Annotated in this window: 23 protein-coding genes and 1 pseudogene; 3 read left to right on the top strand and 21 right to left on the bottom strand. The window is 37.5% G+C overall.

The window, feature by feature from the left end:
- The first annotated feature begins 430 nt into the window (after positions 1-430).
- Positions 431-643 (top strand): hypothetical protein, encoded by a 213-nt coding sequence (locus RJP21_RS21680; RefSeq protein WP_310861142.1) that lies wholly within the window; start codon positions 431-433, stop codon positions 641-643.
- A 167-nt stretch (positions 644-810) separates the two neighbouring features.
- On the opposite strand, the gene RJP21_RS21675 is transcribed toward RJP21_RS21680, so the two are convergent.
- From RJP21_RS21675 to RJP21_RS21645, 7 genes are all read right to left on the bottom strand, one after another.
- Positions 811-1,296 (bottom strand): hypothetical protein, encoded by a 486-nt coding sequence (locus tag RJP21_RS21675; protein WP_310861141.1) that lies wholly within the window; start codon positions 1,294-1,296, stop codon positions 811-813.
- A gap of 87 nt (positions 1,297-1,383) precedes the next feature.
- Positions 1,384-2,163, bottom strand: coding sequence for a phosphotransferase family protein (locus tag RJP21_RS21670; RefSeq protein ID WP_310861140.1), 780 nt, complete (start codon positions 2,161-2,163; stop codon positions 1,384-1,386).
- 118 nt (positions 2,164-2,281) lie between these two features.
- Positions 2,282-2,743: a DUF2691 family protein gene (locus tag RJP21_RS21665; RefSeq protein WP_310861139.1), complete on the bottom strand. Its 462-nt coding sequence runs from the start codon at positions 2,741-2,743 to the stop codon at positions 2,282-2,284.
- Positions 2,744-2,829: 86 nt separating this feature from the next.
- Positions 2,830-3,375: a GNAT family N-acetyltransferase gene (locus RJP21_RS21660; protein WP_310861138.1), complete on the bottom strand. Its 546-nt coding sequence runs from the start codon at positions 3,373-3,375 to the stop codon at positions 2,830-2,832.
- A gap of 191 nt (positions 3,376-3,566) precedes the next feature.
- Positions 3,567-4,556 carry a phosphotransferase enzyme family protein gene (locus tag RJP21_RS21655; RefSeq protein ID WP_310861137.1) on the bottom strand — a complete coding sequence of 330 codons (990 nt, stop codon included), beginning with the start codon at positions 4,554-4,556 and terminating at the stop codon, positions 3,567-3,569.
- Positions 4,557-4,998: 442 nt separating this feature from the next.
- On the bottom strand, positions 4,999-5,364 hold the full coding sequence (locus RJP21_RS21650) for a hypothetical protein (RefSeq protein WP_310861136.1): 366 nt from the start codon (positions 5,362-5,364) through the stop codon (positions 4,999-5,001).
- 407 nt (positions 5,365-5,771) lie between these two features.
- Positions 5,772-6,566: an aminoglycoside phosphotransferase family protein gene (locus tag RJP21_RS21645; RefSeq protein WP_310861135.1), complete on the bottom strand. Its 795-nt coding sequence runs from the start codon at positions 6,564-6,566 to the stop codon at positions 5,772-5,774.
- 264 nt (positions 6,567-6,830) lie between these two features.
- On the opposite strand from RJP21_RS21645, the gene RJP21_RS21640 reads away from it, so the two are divergent.
- Positions 6,831-7,298 (top strand): winged helix-turn-helix domain-containing protein, encoded by a 468-nt coding sequence (locus tag RJP21_RS21640; protein WP_160042664.1) that lies wholly within the window; start codon positions 6,831-6,833, stop codon positions 7,296-7,298.
- Between the two features lie 186 nt (positions 7,299-7,484).
- On the opposite strand, the gene RJP21_RS21635 is transcribed toward RJP21_RS21640, so the two are convergent.
- From RJP21_RS21635 to RJP21_RS21585, 11 genes and pseudogenes are all read right to left on the bottom strand, one after another.
- Entirely contained in the window at positions 7,485-8,057 is a 573-nt protein-coding gene (locus RJP21_RS21635) for a GNAT family N-acetyltransferase (RefSeq protein WP_310861134.1), read from the bottom strand.
- 116 nt (positions 8,058-8,173) lie between these two features.
- Positions 8,174-8,635 carry a GNAT family N-acetyltransferase gene (locus RJP21_RS21630; RefSeq protein WP_310861133.1) on the bottom strand — a complete coding sequence of 154 codons (462 nt, stop codon included), beginning with the start codon at positions 8,633-8,635 and terminating at the stop codon, positions 8,174-8,176.
- A 234-nt stretch (positions 8,636-8,869) separates the two neighbouring features.
- The gene (locus RJP21_RS21625; RefSeq protein ID WP_310861132.1) at positions 8,870-9,811 is read right to left on the bottom strand and encodes a phosphotransferase enzyme family protein; all 942 of its coding nucleotides are present in this window, start codon (positions 9,809-9,811) and stop codon (positions 8,870-8,872) included.
- A 331-nt stretch (positions 9,812-10,142) separates the two neighbouring features.
- The gene (locus tag RJP21_RS21620; RefSeq protein WP_310861131.1) at positions 10,143-10,682 is read right to left on the bottom strand and encodes a GNAT family N-acetyltransferase; all 540 of its coding nucleotides are present in this window, start codon (positions 10,680-10,682) and stop codon (positions 10,143-10,145) included.
- Between the two features lie 144 nt (positions 10,683-10,826).
- Positions 10,827-11,420, bottom strand: coding sequence for a YdeI/OmpD-associated family protein (locus tag RJP21_RS21615; RefSeq protein ID WP_310861130.1), 594 nt, complete (start codon positions 11,418-11,420; stop codon positions 10,827-10,829).
- 153 nt (positions 11,421-11,573) lie between these two features.
- On the bottom strand, positions 11,574-11,822 hold the full coding sequence (locus tag RJP21_RS21610; protein ID WP_310861129.1) for a hypothetical protein: 249 nt from the start codon (positions 11,820-11,822) through the stop codon (positions 11,574-11,576).
- A 51-nt stretch (positions 11,823-11,873) separates the two neighbouring features.
- On the bottom strand, positions 11,874-12,593 hold the full coding sequence (locus RJP21_RS21605; RefSeq protein ID WP_310861128.1) for a hypothetical protein: 720 nt from the start codon (positions 12,591-12,593) through the stop codon (positions 11,874-11,876).
- A 380-nt stretch (positions 12,594-12,973) separates the two neighbouring features.
- On the bottom strand, positions 12,974-13,735 hold the full coding sequence (locus tag RJP21_RS21600) for a DUF3600 domain-containing protein (protein WP_310861127.1): 762 nt from the start codon (positions 13,733-13,735) through the stop codon (positions 12,974-12,976).
- Positions 13,725-14,311: pseudogene (locus RJP21_RS21595) on the bottom strand (sigma-70 family RNA polymerase sigma factor). The gene RJP21_RS21600 and the pseudogene RJP21_RS21595 overlap by 11 nt, the downstream one beginning before the upstream one ends.
- A 174-nt stretch (positions 14,312-14,485) precedes the next feature.
- Positions 14,486-14,851, bottom strand: a complete 366-nt coding sequence (locus RJP21_RS21590) for a DUF4180 domain-containing protein (protein ID WP_310861126.1) — start codon at positions 14,849-14,851, stop codon at positions 14,486-14,488.
- Between the two features lie 1,081 nt (positions 14,852-15,932).
- Entirely contained in the window at positions 15,933-16,772 is an 840-nt protein-coding gene (locus RJP21_RS21585) for a P-loop NTPase family protein (protein ID WP_310861125.1), read from the bottom strand.
- Positions 16,773-16,995: 223 nt separating this feature from the next.
- Here RJP21_RS21585 and RJP21_RS31330 point away from each other — a divergent pair, with 223 nt between their 5' ends.
- On the top strand, positions 16,996-17,304 hold the full coding sequence (locus RJP21_RS31330; protein WP_397386254.1) for a putative holin-like toxin: 309 nt from the start codon (positions 16,996-16,998) through the stop codon (positions 17,302-17,304).
- 219 nt (positions 17,305-17,523) lie between these two features.
- Here RJP21_RS31330 and RJP21_RS21580 read toward each other — a convergent pair whose 3' ends face one another.
- From RJP21_RS21580 to RJP21_RS21570, 3 genes are all read right to left on the bottom strand, one after another.
- Complete coding sequence (locus RJP21_RS21580; protein ID WP_310861124.1) at positions 17,524-18,213, bottom strand: class I SAM-dependent methyltransferase; 690 nt, start codon at positions 18,211-18,213, stop codon at positions 17,524-17,526.
- A 78-nt stretch (positions 18,214-18,291) separates the two neighbouring features.
- Positions 18,292-18,432 (bottom strand): hypothetical protein, encoded by a 141-nt coding sequence (locus RJP21_RS21575; RefSeq protein WP_310861123.1) that lies wholly within the window; start codon positions 18,430-18,432, stop codon positions 18,292-18,294.
- Between the two features lie 139 nt (positions 18,433-18,571).
- On the bottom strand, positions 18,572-18,757 hold the full coding sequence (locus tag RJP21_RS21570) for a DUF4177 domain-containing protein (RefSeq protein WP_310861122.1): 186 nt from the start codon (positions 18,755-18,757) through the stop codon (positions 18,572-18,574).
- Positions 18,758-18,911 lie beyond the last annotated feature (154 nt).

The raw sequence follows: 18,911 nt of genomic DNA, 5'->3' as shown, positions 1-18,911 counted from the left end.
TGCCTATATAAATCTTACCAGTTTTGATGAGAGGTTATGACTAGAAAAAATATAGTAGGAATATAAAAAAGTACTAGGAAAACCATCCTCCATTAATTGCTAAATGTTTTATATTCGAAAAAATATATATAATTCGACATAATAGGTGTCAATTAGACAGCAATAGACCGTATCTCCCATGTATATCTTCCAAAATATAGGATACAATTACAGTGTCAACAAAATTTTAGCTAAAATAGTGTATTAGTTGACACAATAACTTACATATGTTTATCTTCTGTGACCGGAATAATATAAAATATTTATTTATTGTTGTAATTATTAATGTAACTTTTACATAGGCTTACTTTAAACGGTAAGCCTATGTATTAAAAAGGAGGAGGAAATTATCCGGAACACAGCGTTGATTTTTCTGCTATGTGGGGTATTTTTGTCTGGACTTGCAGGACTAGAACAAGTATTGCTTTTTTCTGCAGTTTTCTTAAAAACTCAAAATATGACCATGAATGGAGTTGATATAAACGTTCCCAGTTACATTTGGGGAATAACTAAGTACACATTTGCTGGAGGCATTATAAGTATTGTTGCAGCCATTATTATTTTCCTAGTCATGATTATGAAGAACAAAAAATGGGGTGGCTAGGTGACACCCATAAATAAAAACAGAGAGAATAATAACTTGATAGGTAACGTTTATTTTTTTGAATGAGGAATTAAAAATATGATTTTATAATTAAAATAATATGTGAAGATTACTGATAGATTTTCTTTACCTAATGTTTAGATAATTTACATGCTTTTGGGCAGCTTCTAGAGCTTTAAAAAAATACTCTTTCCCAAAATCTCTTTTTCACTCCGAATCCGTAGCGCAAATATATTGTTATCCGAATAAACCTTCGGATTATTTAGATCTTCGTTCATTCCGTTATAACACAATCTTTTCTTATAAAAGCCAGATAACTCTGTTAGATTCCCCTTAGCCCAGGTAATTTGTTGTTTGGGATTTAACCATGAGACTTCTTCTAATTTATATTCCGCCTCATGCATAAATGCTAAGTAAGACTGACATTGATTATCTCTTTTCTTAATATCAATCCGTTCCCCATACCCTGTGTTCAATTCTGTGTAGATTCTTAAGTTATTCTCATTCAAAAAAGCATCAGTGAGTTTACTCCTTACATGGTAATAAAAAACGTTCTTTAAGCTGTCTTCAAGTAAAATGAAATTTGATAAATAATCATTCTTTATATTATGTAACCATGTCTCTTTTAACGTTCTATCTATTGTGACGTGCATTGTTCACCCCTATTCCACTTATGCTTATTTCAGTAACGTTTTGCATTCTTCATAGTGTTATATGAAGGAGCATGCTTCACTACGATACTAAAAGAATTGATATAACCCACCCTCGAAATAATTATATTCATCTTCAGTCAATCTTATCTTTCCATACGCATTTAAAAATAACTCTCTATCTCGATCATGATCAAAGGCATTAAATTTGGGTCTTATTGCTAATGCAACATCATATCTTGGATCTCCGTATGCTGCTCCGGACCAATCAATAATTCCTACAATACTGCAATCATTCACCAATACATTGTCGATTGTAAAATCACCATGAATTAATGTGTTTTCCATGGATTTGGGCCTAACCCCTCTCAGTTGTGAGAGAAGCTCTTCTGTTCCGTCAACTTCAAAGTGTTTTAGATTATATTCTGCTTTACTGAGCATTGTATCTAACCACGGTTTATCGTCTTTGATTAATTCAATCGGACACGGGCATTCATGTATACTTCTTAAACATAATCCAAAATTAGTAATTGCCTTTTCTTTATCTTTGAGGTTTGGTGTTCCGGATAAAAACGCTCGCAAACTTATACCATGAATATAGTCCATTAAAAGCCATCTCGTTTTATTCTCAATATGAAAAGAATAAACTTTAGGAACAAGTAGTCCTGTTTGCGAGAGGTATTGAAGAGCCTTATATTCTTCTAATAACCACTCATTATAGAGTTCGTTTTCTGTCTTTTTGATTACAAATTTCCCATTCGTAGTTTCAAGTATCGCCACGATTGAAGTATGACCCTGTCGTGGAAAGTTAATATTATGGATTTTTCCGATTTGTCCCAATATCTCATCGGGAATATCATGTATGTTCATGGATTAGATTCCTTTTCTTCACATGTTTTTTGTGCTTTTTCATAAACATTCCAGTATTCATGAATTCTCACCAATAACAAACTAAGCTCAAAGAGGGCAGCTGCGACGCAGTTACTTTTTACCTTACAGATAACTTAGTCCTTGAATCGTTCTTATCAGTGATATGACGGACATTTATGAATCCTTTTTTAATGGCATTATTATATAGAATATCGATTTCATTATCGTTCTTACAGTAAATAGTGATATAGACGCTATCCACTACCAACAGAACAAGGTAACATTCGCTGTTCAAAAACTCTTCATAGGTTTCAACATGAATTACTTTTTTGCCTTTTGGAAACGCTTTGAGATCTGCAAAGATCAAATAATACGTCTTTCGAATGATATTATTAAAAAGCGCGCCGTTCACTGCTTCTACATTGTCAGGGAATAGCGGCTCTAAATCGCCGTCATTTATTAAGTAGGACTCCTCTCCTCCAATACGCCAATCATATTGGGATACTTCGAGGGGCTCTAACAGCTCCGAGAGAAAACTTCCATATTCATTTGGGATTTCTAAAGTAATTCCTCTTTTCATTGTGGTTCCTCTTTTTTTTATCGTATTATTTCGTATAACGTTAGCCAGCCATTTTATCCCTTACATCCCCTCTTTAAAACATTAGATCAATAAAAATACCCTAAAAAATCCAAGTCTCCCCCGCTCCAAGCCGCCTTTCCTACTTCCTTGATCATTAACTGATCAACCTCTTCATGGCCTATACCATTGGTTGTCTGCGTTTCATAATCAATTTTCATCCATTTACATTTATTCTTTACCGGCTTATATCCATTTCTCAAATAGAAGTTCATCTTATCTGTAAATAAAAGTATAAAATCGATATTTCGGCCCTCAGAAAATTTATCAACTTCTAAAAGCAGTTTTGAACCTACTCCTTGTGAACGACAGTTTTGTGAAACACACAAATCAATTAGACCCAGTATTTTCACAGCTCTCCCATTCAGATTCATCACTCTATATTCTAATCCTACATGCCCTATGAGTTGATTTTCTTCGTTAAAAGCCAGAAATCTAAAATGCGGTAATTGTTTAAAATAAATTCGATCCTTAGGATAGATATCCGGAAAACTGTCGATTAATAATCCTTGTATAGCTGCTTCTAATTCGTTACTTATATCATATTCAAATACTTTTTCTATCTTCAAAGTCACCTCTCCAATCTAACACATATTTGTTTCAACCCTTTTCTGCAGAGTCTTTCGCCTGGCGCCTTCTTGAAACATAGTAATATTGCCGGCAGTATCGGTTGGTAGATCTGTATCCCGGCACTTAACTTCCCGGACAGAGCAGTTTGTCTGCCGATGCTTGAACACCGTTATCGGATCCTCTCGCCTTCTTCATATTACCTGGACAAATATGCTTTAAATTCATTAATAAATCCATTTAACCAATCTTCGCCATAATCAAGAGATCCACTAAACGAGTTGATAAATGCCACATCCAGACTCATTACCCAAAGTCTTCGGACGATTACGAAATCCTCAACAGCATGTTCGTCATTCGCAGAAAAGTGTCTAACAGACCTGTATCCATTAATAATTGCGTTCCATAAAGTATTTGCTTGGTCTATTGGATGATGCCGCCTTCTTGAAATGAGGACTTGAGCAAGATCATATGAACGCCATCCTTTGCTGGACCATTCAAAATCAATATGTGTACATGTCCCTTCTTTAAATTGAACATTGTTATTGCCATGCAAATCTCCATGACAAATACCCCAGTCTAAACCCAGTTCAATTCTTCTTTCAATAATCGCACATAATTCATTTGCAAAATCCAATAAAAATTCCGACTGTGAATGATCCTTACCTACGTAATTTATAATTCGCTCAACCGGCTGCCTAATGAGAAAATCAGTATCCAGTTCATGCTTTGGTAGTCCGATTTTTATTTGATCCATGGCGTGATGCAATTTTGCAGCGGATTGACCAAATAAGTAACAAGAATCTTCATCATTTAGTGGATTTTCTTCACCTTCAGCATATTGGAACAATACAGCAAATCTATTCCCTTCAGGAGCATGAATTACACTATAAAAACTATTATCGAGTTTGCTTATAGGTACTGCGACTTGTGTTGTGTCATCCAATAATATGTTAGAAAGTTTGTTTATTATCGATAGTTCATATTGGATTTGATCCTCTTGTACCTCAACACGATAAATTCTTAATACATAGAAGCCTTGATGGGTTCGTACTTTATATGTGTCATTTAGCCCTCTTAATAAATAATTGCATTCAATCCAAGGACCAAGTGAATATTGCGGTGACAATAATTGACGCAAATAATCACCATGAATCACAGACCGTAAAACAAAAGATGGATCGATCAATTTGACTCCTCATTTCTTGTAGGTTTTTGCGAGAGTTGATCTTTCCACTCCCTTCTTACTCTTGATGTTACCATACGTAATTGTTCTACTAAGCGGCTATTATTCTTTTATTTATTTTTTATAATTATTCCGCTTTACAATGAAGCAACGCCCCAACCTTAGATAGCTCTTATCTTTGGTTGAGGCGTTTGTGTCTGAGTTTCTTCTACGAAAATACATCTGACAACCAAGGAGCTTTAGCCCCAGCGTGGATATGTCATTATTTCACTTAACGTTCTTGTATTGGCCAATCCTAGAGCCTTAACCCCCCAGGGCGGACGGGAACGCGACTAATATTTTTATTTTTTCTCAATAGAAAAATAGAGATACAAGTCTCCATTGGTTTATCCCAAGCCCCGATGCGTGAATATGATGTTATTGGATGTCGGCGACTTCCTAATATTCAATATAAGTCCCAGTTTTTAAAACCCTCTGAATAACCAATAATTACTTCTAATTTTTTAGGGAGATATTCAAGAGCTAGGAAATAGCCCGTTAACCTCGCATGGCCTTCTAATACAACTATTCTCGAGTTTTTATTCATAGAAACAAAAATCAATCTAGGAAAGGACTCCCCCCTCTTAATTGCCAAACTGATATCAATAAAGCTCTGGTTACTAACACCAAATACTCTAACATCATTATGTATATTGAGTCTTGCATTAATAGGTAGTCTTGTATTGTTCGAGATTTCATTCCAATAACTATAATTGATATACATCACGTTATAGAGCACATCTTTATCAATAGAGGCTTTATACCAAGCCACATCTGAAGGAAAACCCTCGAACAAGTCCTTGTTGCAAAACCATATCCTCTGAATTCCCCTAAAACTTTCTTTCGTATTTGGTTTTCAGTTGTATTACTTAAGTCAGGTTGATTGATTATACCTATTTCAATACCATTAAGTGCAGTAATTACCCTGTCCCGAAATCTATTTGAATTTATTTCAGCTTTCAAGAATTCAGCAATTACTTCATTCTCAGATATTTGACAAATCAGATTCATGTAGAAGCTCTCTCCTCTGAAACCAAAAATAATAATGGGTTAGATTCACGGCTCCGACAGCTGCCGACCGCGATGCAATTAGTCAGTATGGATGTGTCCGCTGAATATGCTCCGTCAAACCCAGAGTACCTCAATCGAATTTACTTCGCTACCGGCGGAGAGAACCAATTAACTCCAATCATCGAAATGTTTATCTAGGAAGATTAATTCCTTTTTATAATGAGCTAGATGACCTTCTTCAACTAGTTTTATAAAGGCAGGATCCCCGGCGGCAGTACGCTCAGACAGTGTGGTACACATAAAATTGATACGAGAAATAACCCATCTTTTTAAATCCATCGGCATATCCATACCGTAGGAATCAAAAAATAACTTTATTCGTTCTTTCCGCATGGATGCATGATCTATTTTGTTGTATTCAACAACAGTATAATCTTCTCCGCTTGGCGCAAACCCAGCTAGGGGAACAGACGTGTACAGAGTATAAGCAATGTCCCAAATACGGGGCCCAAATCCCGCCATATCAAAATCAATAATCCCAACTGGGAGCTCGTCCTTGAACACAATGTTATATAACGCAGCATCGTTATGACAGACTACTTCATGCTGAGATTCCTCTGGATAATCATTTAAAGATTTTTCAGATGTTGAAAATCCTACAGATGAATCATGGAAGCCCCTTAGGATCTTTGCCAATTCAGCCAGCGCCATATTTGACCACATATAACTTTCATTTTCAGGGTAATTATTCCCGGGAACCACGCCTTGAATGTAAGAGAGTACTTCTCTTCCCCTCTCGTCAACTCCCAAATATCTCGGAACGTATGGACAACCTTCTTTCTCGAGGTACCTAAGAAGATCATTTACATATGGGTTTGGTTTTGATTCACGGCGGACCGTCTCTCCTACCTTTACGACTTTATTAATATTTCCACCAGTTAGGATTTCCTCGTGATCTTTCAATATGTATAAACCCTCCTTGAATCATCTGTATGTCAATGCTCTGAGCTCCTTTGCGTTTTGCATCCACGACGGTGGAATCACTCCCCCGAAATGCCCCTTACTGACCAAGGGCCGCTCGGCCCACCGCGTTGAATGCAATGTCGATGAAGTTATTGCCTTCATTGAATAATCATCCAGAATAGTTTACCGCAACACCAAAAAATCACTTTACAATCCCAGATCCAATGATTATAATCAGATCATAATCATTGGAGAGGTGACTTTATGTTGACTGTTCAACAAGCTGCAGAAACCTTATTAAAAGAATTTAACCAACCTTTATCTTCTAAGGAACTTGCAAAATTAATTATTGATAGAAATTTAGTATCTAGTTCTGCAAAAGAACCTGAATTATCCTTTGCTCAAACACTTGAGAGAAATATTAGAATGAATTCAGGAAATAATCCTCGATTAGAATTCGTTCAAACAAGTTCAGGGCGAAAAATAACACTACCATCTATTCAAACTAGAATTACTAATACAAATGATTCATCAGTTACAGAAGAAATTACTATTCGGCTTCCTAAGAGCATAATAAACAAAATCAATATAATCAACCAAATCAACAACAACTCCACCACGTGCTCTATTGAAGATACAATAATCTTCCTTCTTAAAAAGGGTATTTTAACAAGTGCTCCAGAAATATTGAATCAGTTAAAGCATGAACTTGAAGATTCACTTGATTTGTGATAGCAAGAATCGTTCCCGTATTCACGAGCCCGAAAACCTAAGCAGCTTCTGCTGCCGACCGCGAGGCGGTTAGGTTATCACAGAGTCGTCCGCCTGATTCCACTTCTTCGAACTGCCTCGGGCGGACCGGGAGCAATAGCCCGAAGCATAAATACGATGCTAGCTAGTGCTGATAACATCTCTGAATTAACTCAAAGAAGCCTTTTCAATAAAATCTTTCTTTAAAATTGAAAATATCAATGTATCCGTAATGATCTCACCAAATATAAAGTCCCGAAGTAAACCCTCCTGCACAAAACCCAATTTTGATAAAAGTTTTACAGATGAATTGTTTTCTGGCATTACTTTAGCTTGTATTCGATTCATATCAAGCACATGAAATGCAAAGGGAATGATCGTTTGGAGCACTTCGGTCATTATTCCTTTTCCCCAATGATCTCTTGATAAGTTGTAGGACAAGTTAACCATTGATGCTCTAAAAAAATCGTTCAATATGCATGTCCCAATAATCTTATCATCATCTTTGGAAGCTATTCCCCAAGTAATCATTTCTTTTCTAGTAAATGCGTTTTGAAACCGCGTAAATGTTTTTGCGGCTGTCTCCATATTTTTAGGTCCTTCATATCCCCAATATTTTGTTACTTCATGATCCGAGAGATAAGCGTAATATTCCTTGGCATCATCAGAACGTAACTCTCTCAGTATAAATCTCTCAGTTTCAAGCTTAGGAAAAGTATTAAATGCATCTTTAAATGGCATATGGATCCTCAGGCTTTCGATTTTTTAATTTTTCATCAATTTCAGTTAACATTTTTACATTGCTGACGTCCAAGCGGCTTAAGGCAGCCGGGTTTTCGAGTAGCCAAACACAAGTTTTATTTTAACTTTAGTTTATATATTATCTCACCATCTTGATTCTCTCTATCTTGATTTACAAACCCTAATTTCTCGTAAAGCTTTCTAGCATGAACATTACTTTTTTCGATGGTTAGAGATATTACTTCGCATTGTTTGTGCATGTCTTGAATAAATTCTATTATTCTTTTTAGAGATTGTGTTCCTAATCCAATCCCTTGATACTCCTTGTCAATTTGAAAACCACCGATCCAGTAGTTATTCGTACTATGAGGTATATAGGAAAGATAAAAAAATCCAAATGTCTTATCATCCTTACACAAAATATATGGATCAAAAGCCTCATCCCACGGTTTGATATAAGCCCATGCTAAAGATTCGATAACAGAGGGAACTAGCTTCTCTTGGGATTGAAGTAAAGATATCGAGAGGGCTTTTTCAAAATTACTTTTATTAATTGGTTCGATATGGATTAAATTCATTCTTTATATTCCTTCCGATTTTCAGTTCTATTTTCAGTTCTATTTTCAGTTCTATTTTCAGTCACTATTTCGTTGTTTTCAGCTAACATTTTTGTATTCATGACGACGAGCCGATCCGGACAGACTTAGCCTTGAAGGGGGTTGAGTTTAATCCACTTACTGCCGTTCTCTAGCGAAACAAGGACAAAGACCACACCGTAGATGTATTATTAGCTAATGTCATATGCCTTCCTGTTAAACTAACGAAATTCTCAAATAAGTTTTCTCTTTTATTATGGTCTGTCCCATTTCTTCTAAATATTTAAGCTGTTGTCTATTCAACTGATCTTTTTGTGAAAACTGATTATGATAAACAAATGAATACAGATGCCTAAAATCAACAAAAAAATCTACGTGCTTCAATATTTCATTCACTGAATTCTCCATTAAATATCCTTCAATAAATGAATTGAAAAATATAGACGCAAACTGATCCCGCTGAGTTCTATCTTTAATCGTTTGCGATGCATGGTATATAGCAATTGCAATATCATATGCAAACCAATTAAATTCACTGTCTCCAAAATCAATATAGGTGATTTCGCCCTTATCATATATAAAATTATGATGGTTTAGGTCGCCATGTATGATTCCATATAATTCTTCAGACTTGCCCATTGATTTGATATTTTCAAGACATTGCTCCCATTTCTCTTTAATCTTACTGTCAAACGAATCCATACTCATCTGATAAATCTTATGCTCATTCCATTCCGGTCGTTTGTACTTTCCTTTGTATTTTTTGGATAAGGAATGCATCGTCCCCATCCCCTTACCCCATTGCTTGAATAATTGTTCGTTCCAGTCTTCACCGTTAATATCAATATGGGTTCCCTTAACTTTCTCGTAAGCAACAAAAAATAGATCGTTCGCCAAATTATTGATATATGATTCTCCATTTATAATTATAGGAATCGATACATTTACTCCATTTTCATGAAGGAATTGAGTCCATTCGATTTCAGACAAAATTTCCTGCTCCGTATTAAACTCTCTATTAAAAATCTTAACAACGATCGGTACTTCGGAAGTGATTTCGTAAACATTATTAAAATATCCACCAAGTAAATGAATGTCTGTTCCGTGGTGGTCCAATACATCAAGAATTTGATTGATTACCGATTGGTCAACTTTCATTGATCTCCCCCCCTAATTGTCATTGGATATGATTGCAGGTAACGCTCTGTATCAACGAAAAGCCCCAGCCTTAGATAGCTCTTACCTTAGGCTGGGTCGATTGTTGTCTGCTATGTCTCCCTTGATTATACAACTGACAACCAAAGGAAGGTAGTCCTGCAGCGTGAAATTCGTTTTACCGGGGGTTCCATTGAGTTTCCTTCTGAAAAGAAAAAAACCGCCTGCAGCATCCCAACAGTACGGTCTTCATGATATGTTGACAAAGCACCTCAGCCTTAACTTTTTTTAGACTGGTCGTGAAATTTCATTAAGAGCATTTTTGCACGATCGGTTATGTGGCAACCTCATGCTGTATGCCTCCACTGCTTTCCAAAAAATCGGACCGCTCCACACAATACAAATTATAACGCTGCTGCGAATGATTAATCGATTGATAGACCTGCTCGTACCGTTCATTGGCTAATTTGACATACGGCAGCTTTTTCACTGCTTTCTTCGATCGGATGTTCTGGGTGCGGATCTTCAAAAAGACTGTTTCGATATCATGTCCAAGAAACAGCTCAGCCAAAAATGCTTCCTTTGCGCGCTGGTTATACCCTTTTCCAAAGTAAGGAGCCCCAATCCAAGTCGCGAGGAAGCCTGTTTGATGATGGATATGATATAAATCAATAGTGCCGATGGGATGGCCGATCTCGTCAAGGATCGTTCTGGAAATGCACGTCCCCTGCTCTTCATCAACGATCAACTGCTTGGTGATGAATAAGTATTCCTCATACGATTGGCATGGATAACGGACATAGGGAAAAACGGCCGGATCCGTCATCAGGTTGTACAATGCATAGCATTCGTGCAAATCACGTTGTTTTAACATTTCATCCCACCCTAGTCCTTGTGATTAGCTATAACCAACATTCTAAGTATATAAAAGGACCTGAAGGATTGGATGAATGCTGCGTTTTCCGGATGTAAAATCCGTCTTTAAAAATGAACTTAGCTATGCCCTTCCTACCGGATTTTACCGATCGTTCAATCCCTTGCCATCGAGGATTTGCTGCGTACATTTTTCGACCCGGGACTCCCGGGTTTTGGATTGTTTGGGCGCTGAAAAGTAATACACGTACGCTCTCTGCCGCCCCGGCGTCAGGGCATCAAAGGCCGCTTTCAAGGCAGGGTTTTCATCTAGTTTATTTTGAAACTCTTCGGGAATATCGAGGTGTGTTTCTTTGATGATATCCCCTTTCACACCGGACCGTTCTACTTCAATGGCTTCCGCAATATAAGCTCTCAAGATGGGTTCCAACTGCACGATTTCTTGGGTATCTTTAAACCGAATCTGGCGTCCTACCTTCGTATTTTCCCCGGTTTTGACTAGAACACCGTGAGGATCTTGTAACAAGTAACCTTTAAAAAACAGCAGCGCCAAGTAAGCTTTAAACCCTTGGATGATCACGATGTTTCGTCCCTGGGACGAGTAACAAGGTTTCCCCCACTTCAATTCCTCGGTAAGCCCACAGTCTAGCAGGATCTCTCTCAATTTCTCCGTTTCTTCAAGCCACATTGTGGCTCTGCCTACAAATGCATCTACTTTGGGATTCATTTTATTTTCCATGGTTATGCTCGTTCCTTTTCTCGCAGCGGTTTTGGTAATATATCCATATTTGTTTACAGAAAGCTGGTGTCTGATACGGGGTTGTATCCTCTAAAAATAAACAAAAAATCCGCAATCATCATTGCAGACGTAGTAGTTCAAGGCTGTCCAGGTCTATATTGAATTTGCCTTAATCAGGCCAACATTCTTCCGAATTTTTACGATAACCTGATCCTTTGAAGTGTGGTAAACCAAGGTTTTTCCTTTGCTGTTTAATAATTCCTCTGTCGCTTCTTCATCTCTAATAGGTCCAATTACAGCCACGTCATCAATAATTTCTTGGCAATCTTTCTCTTCGGAATGAAGAATTTCAAATTTCACAAATTGGTTTGGGAAAATTTTCCGCACCTCTTGCCACTTCACGTTAGATCCCTCCAAACGTTTTAAATATATTGTATCATCTATTTATAAGCCTTAAACAGAATTGTTATCAAGCGCTGAGATTCTTTCAAAAACGGTCCCCCCATCGTTGTGGTTCGCATATAAATCCTTTTCGGTTATCCATAATCCAGTGACATTCGATTGATCAGTAATAAACGTTACAGTTACGCTTATATCATCCAGATAAAATTGGTCGGTACCTTTCGGCTTCAATTTTTTGTTTCCAAAGATCCACAGTTTATCCTTGATGAATTCTACTGAAATTTTTAGATCCATATCCTGATTATGATATAAACCTGAGTATTTCCTGAGCAATGAAGTTTCAAGAACGGGATCGGGAACGTATTTCAAATCGAATTTTTCCAGCGCTTGTTTTTGATACGCCTCGTAATCTGCGGACGAGTTCTCGATGATCTCAGCTGGGATGTTCAATTCACGAACAATCTCATTGGCAATTTCCGCATATTCCAAAAAGAACGAGATGTGCGACTCGGGTCCTTGCTCTTGCCGTTTTCTAAAATAGGGCTCATCTTTATATTCCTCATGTTTTCGCAACAAGTACTCTCTGCCACCACGGTCCTCGATCATCTTGTTAATGGCGGTTGGCGTATCCTTCTGGTAAAAGTAGATCAAATTACAATTTTCCGTACTCAGCCGATTACTCACTTTATGTACCAATGATTTAAAAAGCTCTCTTTCCGCTTCTTTATGGAGCAAATGAACCATCGGATTCTGCAAAAACGCTGATTCCATCACAACCACTTCTTTAGGAAAATGATCCAGAAATTCAGACCATCGATCATAATATGCTTCAAGGAACACTGCATTATTTTCGTGACCGGTAAACTCGATAATCGGGTGCTCATATGTCGTTTCAAGATATAATCCACACGCGATCCCATTCCGTTCAATTGATTGGCCAAAAATCGGGCAAATGTGGATTTGCCTGAACCCGGAATTCCTTCAACGAGTATAAGATTCTTTTTCATGGAATCATCCTTTAAAAATGGATTACGAACCGGGCACACCAAGGGGCCGTCAATCGGCCCGCAGTGATGATGCGCCCCCAATGTTGATAGACTTACTTCCAGTATAGAATGCTCATTTTAAAAAACTCATATAATCAGGGAAAATCAAGATTTTGGTTTAACCATGATGCCCAACTTCTTAAAATACGGCTGCAGCTGCTCTGTCAACCGATCTATATTCGATTCATCTTCCTCTGAGATTCGTTCTAAATGAACGCTTCCATCCGGATCGAGCGTCTTGTCGTCATACGCCTTCCATTCATTGATCAATGTTTGAAACGCATCGAATTCCTCTTTACTTAATGCCAGCCTGGCTTGGTCTACGATTCCTCCCCAAAAAGCAGCGTTATCTACCATTTTAACTTCCCTTGTTGATGATGATTGAATTTCGTTCAATTTATTAAAGATAGGCTCAAGCTCTGATGTTAAGCTTTTATAGTGTTTAAGCTCCTCTGGGCTCAATCGATCTGGATGGGTGTCCCCATGGGCATCGGCAATTTTCAAATTCATTGTTTCCAACTCTTGAAGTAAAGACAGCCATTTTGTAAATTCCTCTTCACTGAGGTTTTGTTTGGCGCTTTGCAGCTTTGCCTCGAGCTCTTCGTACTGTTTTTGACTTACGCCATACTTGGCGATATTCTCCTGCGAACCATAGATGGAATCCGCTAGGTAACTGTACCCGGCATATGCACCGGTCGGGATTAACAAGGCGGCGGCCAAAATACCCGCAGCAATCCATTTTTTCATTCGCCGTCCAGTTTGATGAGTTACGACCTGGCTCAATATTTTCCCCTTAAGATCCGCGGGTACGTTCCAATCTTTGGTTTCTTCCGTAAAAGCCGTTTTCAATCTTTCATCAAGACTCATTTAGTTTCTTCACCCTTCCCATCGCCAGAATGTTCATATTCTGTTTTTTGCGTATCTTTTGCAGAGCAGCATGGATCCTTGATTTTACGGTACCCAGAGGTATCTCGAGTATGGCTGCAATCTCTTCTTGCGTGTAATCATTTAAATAATGCAGGGTAATTACGATTTTCAGCTTGAAAGGAAGCCGATCTACGCATGCAAGCAGCGAACGGTTCGATACCTTGTTCACCACTTCGTTGGAGAAATCATAGGCCACCAATTGTTCAATCTGTTCCACTCTTTTGATGATTCGTACATGCGTCCAACTTTTTCTTCGATGTGCTTGAATATTTGCCGCATCACGATGCCCATTAACCAAGGCCGAAACGGCCTGTTTGCATCAAACTTGTCCAGAGACCGATATACTTGCATGTAGATCTCCTGAATGACATCCTCTGCGTCAGACTGTTCTTTAACAAGAAAACAAACGGTTTTGTATACATCCTTGATGGTTGCTTCATATAACTCGCCAAATGCATCACGGCTTCCCGCTAATGTAAGTGCAACGAGCCTTAAATAATCAGTTGAATGATTCATTTGCCACCTCCCCCTTAAGCCTTACAGTATTTATTGGTAAAAACGAATGATATCGTTCGAATTATTTTCAAAATGTATCTGTAATGGAGAAAGAAATGGTAAAAGCCCTCCGTTTATGACAATCGAAGGACTTTTTTTGGGGGGGTGCATTCATATTCTGAGTTAAATGATAATCTATATTTTGCTTAATCTTTCGATGGCCTGTTGTTCAATGGGTAGGAAAAATATATGGTTTGCTTTATTACTCTCATATATGAAATCCTTTAAGCTTTTACTCGAATAGATTGAAAAATCACCTATGATAGCGACTTTCACTCGATAATTGGTGAATTTCTGAAGAACTTCTCCGGCAAGTCCAGAACTTAGATCGAAGAATTTCTCATCAATGGTTGATTTGTTTAGAACAAACCGATCAGCCCCTGTTTGATAACTAATAGTAGCCATAAGATCCAACGCGGACTGAATATCATAAATCAAAATTTCACTACTATCTATAAGGGCAATATCAATTCCATTCTCGGTAATCAATTTTATGTTCATATAAATCTATCTCCTTCAATAATTGAATTCGTAAATTGAATTTAATTCACGTTTTTTTCAAGTTTTATTCTGCCATGGTCTGATAGTTGTTGTATTCATGACGTCCCACAAGGCTCGGTCAGGAGCTGGCTGCGATGGGGTTAGTAAGTGTAATGTGTCCGCTGAAATTCGCTTCCCTGCTCATAGCTGCCAGCGGGCCGAGGAACCGTGAGGCTCCGATGCGTGAATATGATATTAGCTGATGCGATTGTCATGTTCGAAACTCAATAGAGTAAATTTGTCTCTTTAGCATTTATATATAGCGACTTTAATATAGTTTCTACACAATCCATTATTTTATATAAAAACTCTTTTGAAAGAACAATTCTGTTATTCGGTCCCTCATATATACTTGATGTTTCTTCTATCAATCTGCGCAGTTCTTTCTTTTGTGGAAATAAATCTACGTCCCCACCGCAGTGAACAATGCAATTTCTTATTAGGTTACATCGAATTACAAACTGCCATTCGACTGTATCGTCTGGAACGTTTAATTCAAGAACTTTCTTTATATAAATTTGAGCCTTCTCAATTCCCGAACCTCTAATCTCTGTTACAGATAAAATGATGTTATTATGAAATTGAATTGATTTACATAATAATATCAATTGGTTTTCAAAATATGAATACAATGAGACTAACAAAGAGTGTCGTAGAATTGTTGTTAACTCGACTGAGTACGTTACGGAATTACTAATCCAATCTAAAATGTTATCATCATTAAAAGGCGTATCTTCAACCTCTTTGCTTAAACTTGATAGATGATCTTCTGTCAAATTGCAATATAGTCTTAAGTTCTTAAGAGGTTCGTCAATCCGATGATGTATGTAGCTCGACACCAATAAAATCACCTCGTTTTTTTGATATTGCAATGATTTCATACAACGTATTGCTGTATTCACGACGCCTGGCGTATGCCAGGTGTGTCCGGTTGTCTCTGCTTCCCTGAAATATTTGCCGAACCCATATGCCCGATCCGTGAATATGATGTTAGCTGATGTCAGACACGTCTTTGAGCATGGTTTCACTTTGCATTTTGTTTCTAAATAATAACAAGGATTTTTCTTATTTCTTCTTTACACGTTTCAATATTATATTGGGAATTATCGATCTTTCGCTTGTTAATTTCTAATAAATTAAAAATCTCTAGTTCAATCTTCTTTCTTTCTTGGAGAACTTGAACAGCCCCATCAAACCCATGATATCCTTGCATCTTACCCAATCCTTGATTGGTATAATATTCGATGAATCCATCCGACCACTCCTTTGGCCTTTCATTTACTGCTTTCTCAAAAGTGGACCTGATATCTTTTTGATCAATATAAATTAATAAGGGATTCAAAGGCTTTATTATATCCTCCAATTGCAAAACATAGTTAATAACTTCTCTTTTCTGTATGTTATATTTCACAGTACCTATCGTTAGAGGATTTTGTATGAAACAACATTCAAAAATATGGATTGAATTATTATGAAAACTATCTTTCTTAAAGCTACTCCACCTCTCCGTAATCAGCTTAACATTTTGATCGAAGGGCAATTCATAAATATCTTTTGTGAATATCTCCTGTAGTAACTCATCTGGAAAATCAGATCCGAATTCATTTTTTATTTTTCGATAGGGGATTAAAAAATCATTCCTGCGTTTTATGGCCCTACTCTCTAATACTTCCTTAAATCCTTTATAGTCGGATAACAACTGATTAAACTCATCTTGTCTATAAAAAGAAACTCCATCGTAATCAGCGGGATGTTCTAAACTACCTTCTTGAAATAATTGAGCTTCAATACCTCTGCCAGTAAGCATCTCATATACTAATTGTGCGATAGTAGACTTCCCTGATCCAGGTAATCCCTCAATAATAATCAATTTTGTATTCATATCGCTTTTCCCTTCTAATTAAAGTTAAACTATGAAGTACTATTCATTTATCTGGTTTCAGCTAACGTTCCCACGACAGAAGAAACCCATTTCTTCAATATTTTGCGAAGTAACATTTACTACTGTGACCATACATCCTTTCAGATAATGTTCTCGATCTACGACATGACCCGGCCTTAGACAGCTCTTATCTTAGGCCGGGTTGTTTGCTGAATATTCTTCTATGTATATAACCTCTGACAACCAAGGTGAGAATACTCGCAGCGAAGATGCACTCTCCTTAATGTTCAAGGTAGGCATGTTCATTTTGACATTACTCACCTACATAAAAAAAGAAATAGACCGCCCTGGTAGGATAACGGTCTATTTTCGCCCCATCTTGCATGGCCGACTGCTCTTTACGCAGTTATTGTACATGGAGTCATGTTCGCCGCACGGCACTCCTTACTTATTCTTACCTCCGTATAGCTCATTTTATAACGCTTTTATAGGTTATGTCTTAGATGTTTTATTCAGGTTTATCCTGCAGTAATTTCACTTCACGTTCCCGTATTCACGACGTCCCACCGACTTAAGGTTCCGTCAGGAGCCGGCAGCTTAAGCGCTTAGTCGGTGCGGATGTGTCCGGCTGAATTTGCTTCTCTGCTGCTGAAAATACTTCTTTGATCCAACTTCTAACTCCTACCGGACCGAGAGGCGAATGCTTGATGCGTGAATATGATGTTAGCTGATGTCACCATCGTCAAACCAATCACAGATGCTTCCACCATATCCCCGCACATTCTGGAACTGTTGACCATTGGTTCTCATCTATTTTTCTTGCAAGTTCAGTTCCAAAGAAAAACTCCGTATTTTTCTTTGCTTCCAATGTATTAGAAAATCTATAGTCTGTTCTGATCCATCGGTGTGAAAAATCATATTTGCATTCAAGAAGTGAATAGTATTCCTTCAAGAATTGCGGAGGATTTGGTGTTTCCGTTCCTGTCCCTAACGTTTCCAAAATAATAATGGATCCATTTGGTCTCAAAACTCTTTTAATTTCTTTTATAATCGTCTCAAGGTTCTTATTTCCATCTTCATTACTGGAATTAGTTAAGTAGCTTATACTCCATCCAGATATCACAAGATCAACAGAAGAATCTTCAATAGGAATTTCCCGATGATCGGCCACTAATGTAGTCCAATTTATAGTCGTATTTTTGCTTTTTAATTTTTCATTCAAAATATCCAACATTGACTTCGATATATCAGTACACACTAATGATTTAGCTTCCGGGGCAATAAAATTAGAAAGCCTTCCAGATCCTGCTCCCAGATCCAATACATCAATCCCTTTAAAAGGTTTTATTTCTTTAATGACTTCCGTTAAATCAGGCTGCCGACTAATCATATCTTCATATGAAATAGATTTTTCATTGTAAATTTCTTTATGACTTGTCATAAAATATTGCCTCCAATGAGTTTATTACTTGCACATGATCTCGGCTAACGTTGTTGTATTCTTAGCGGCCCACTCACTTTAGGCTTCGAAGGAGCCAGCCGCGACGTGGTTAGGGAGTCCGGGTGTGCTTGCCTGAAATTCTTCGTCGAAATCCGTCGGGCAAACCAAGTGGCGAATGCCCCACAGCGTGAATATGATGTTAGATGAGGTTATTGCCATCTTGCGTTACTCCCAATCGATTTCATACTCCTATATATAACCCTACAAAATTTGGATAATATGAACTCTCTCTTATCTATGCTCTTACATTTGATCTTAAATGAAGCCCTTCCTATGTAAACCTAATGTTCAATTTCTTCTATTCGTCTACAAGTTTTTCAAAGATTATTTCATAATTCGTGGGCTTGCCTTGACCATTATAGTTTGTTGGTAAAACTTGAACTAATCTCCACCCATTCTTGGCATATTCAGCTATTGTTTCATGGTGTGTAGCTTCTCTAAAAAATCCACCAAGACCAGTCTCCACAAAGATATATTTGTACATATACTTAATGCCTCCCATTTGACTTTGATCTATTTTTCTTTCGGCAAGCAATAATCTCATCGTCTTACGTTGTTGTTTTTTTCAAGATCCTTCACTGCCTTAAGTGACAGTAGGGAATGATTGCGACGCGGTTAGAAGTGCAAGGTTGTCCAGC

It is taken from the genome of Paenibacillus sp. VCA1 (genome assembly GCF_031583795.1).
Taxonomy (GTDB): Bacteria; Bacillota; Bacilli; order Paenibacillales; family Paenibacillaceae; genus Paenibacillus_AQ; species Paenibacillus_AQ albilobatus.
Note: the sequence above shows the minus strand (reverse complement) of the source record. Positions and strands in the feature narration are given on the sequence as shown.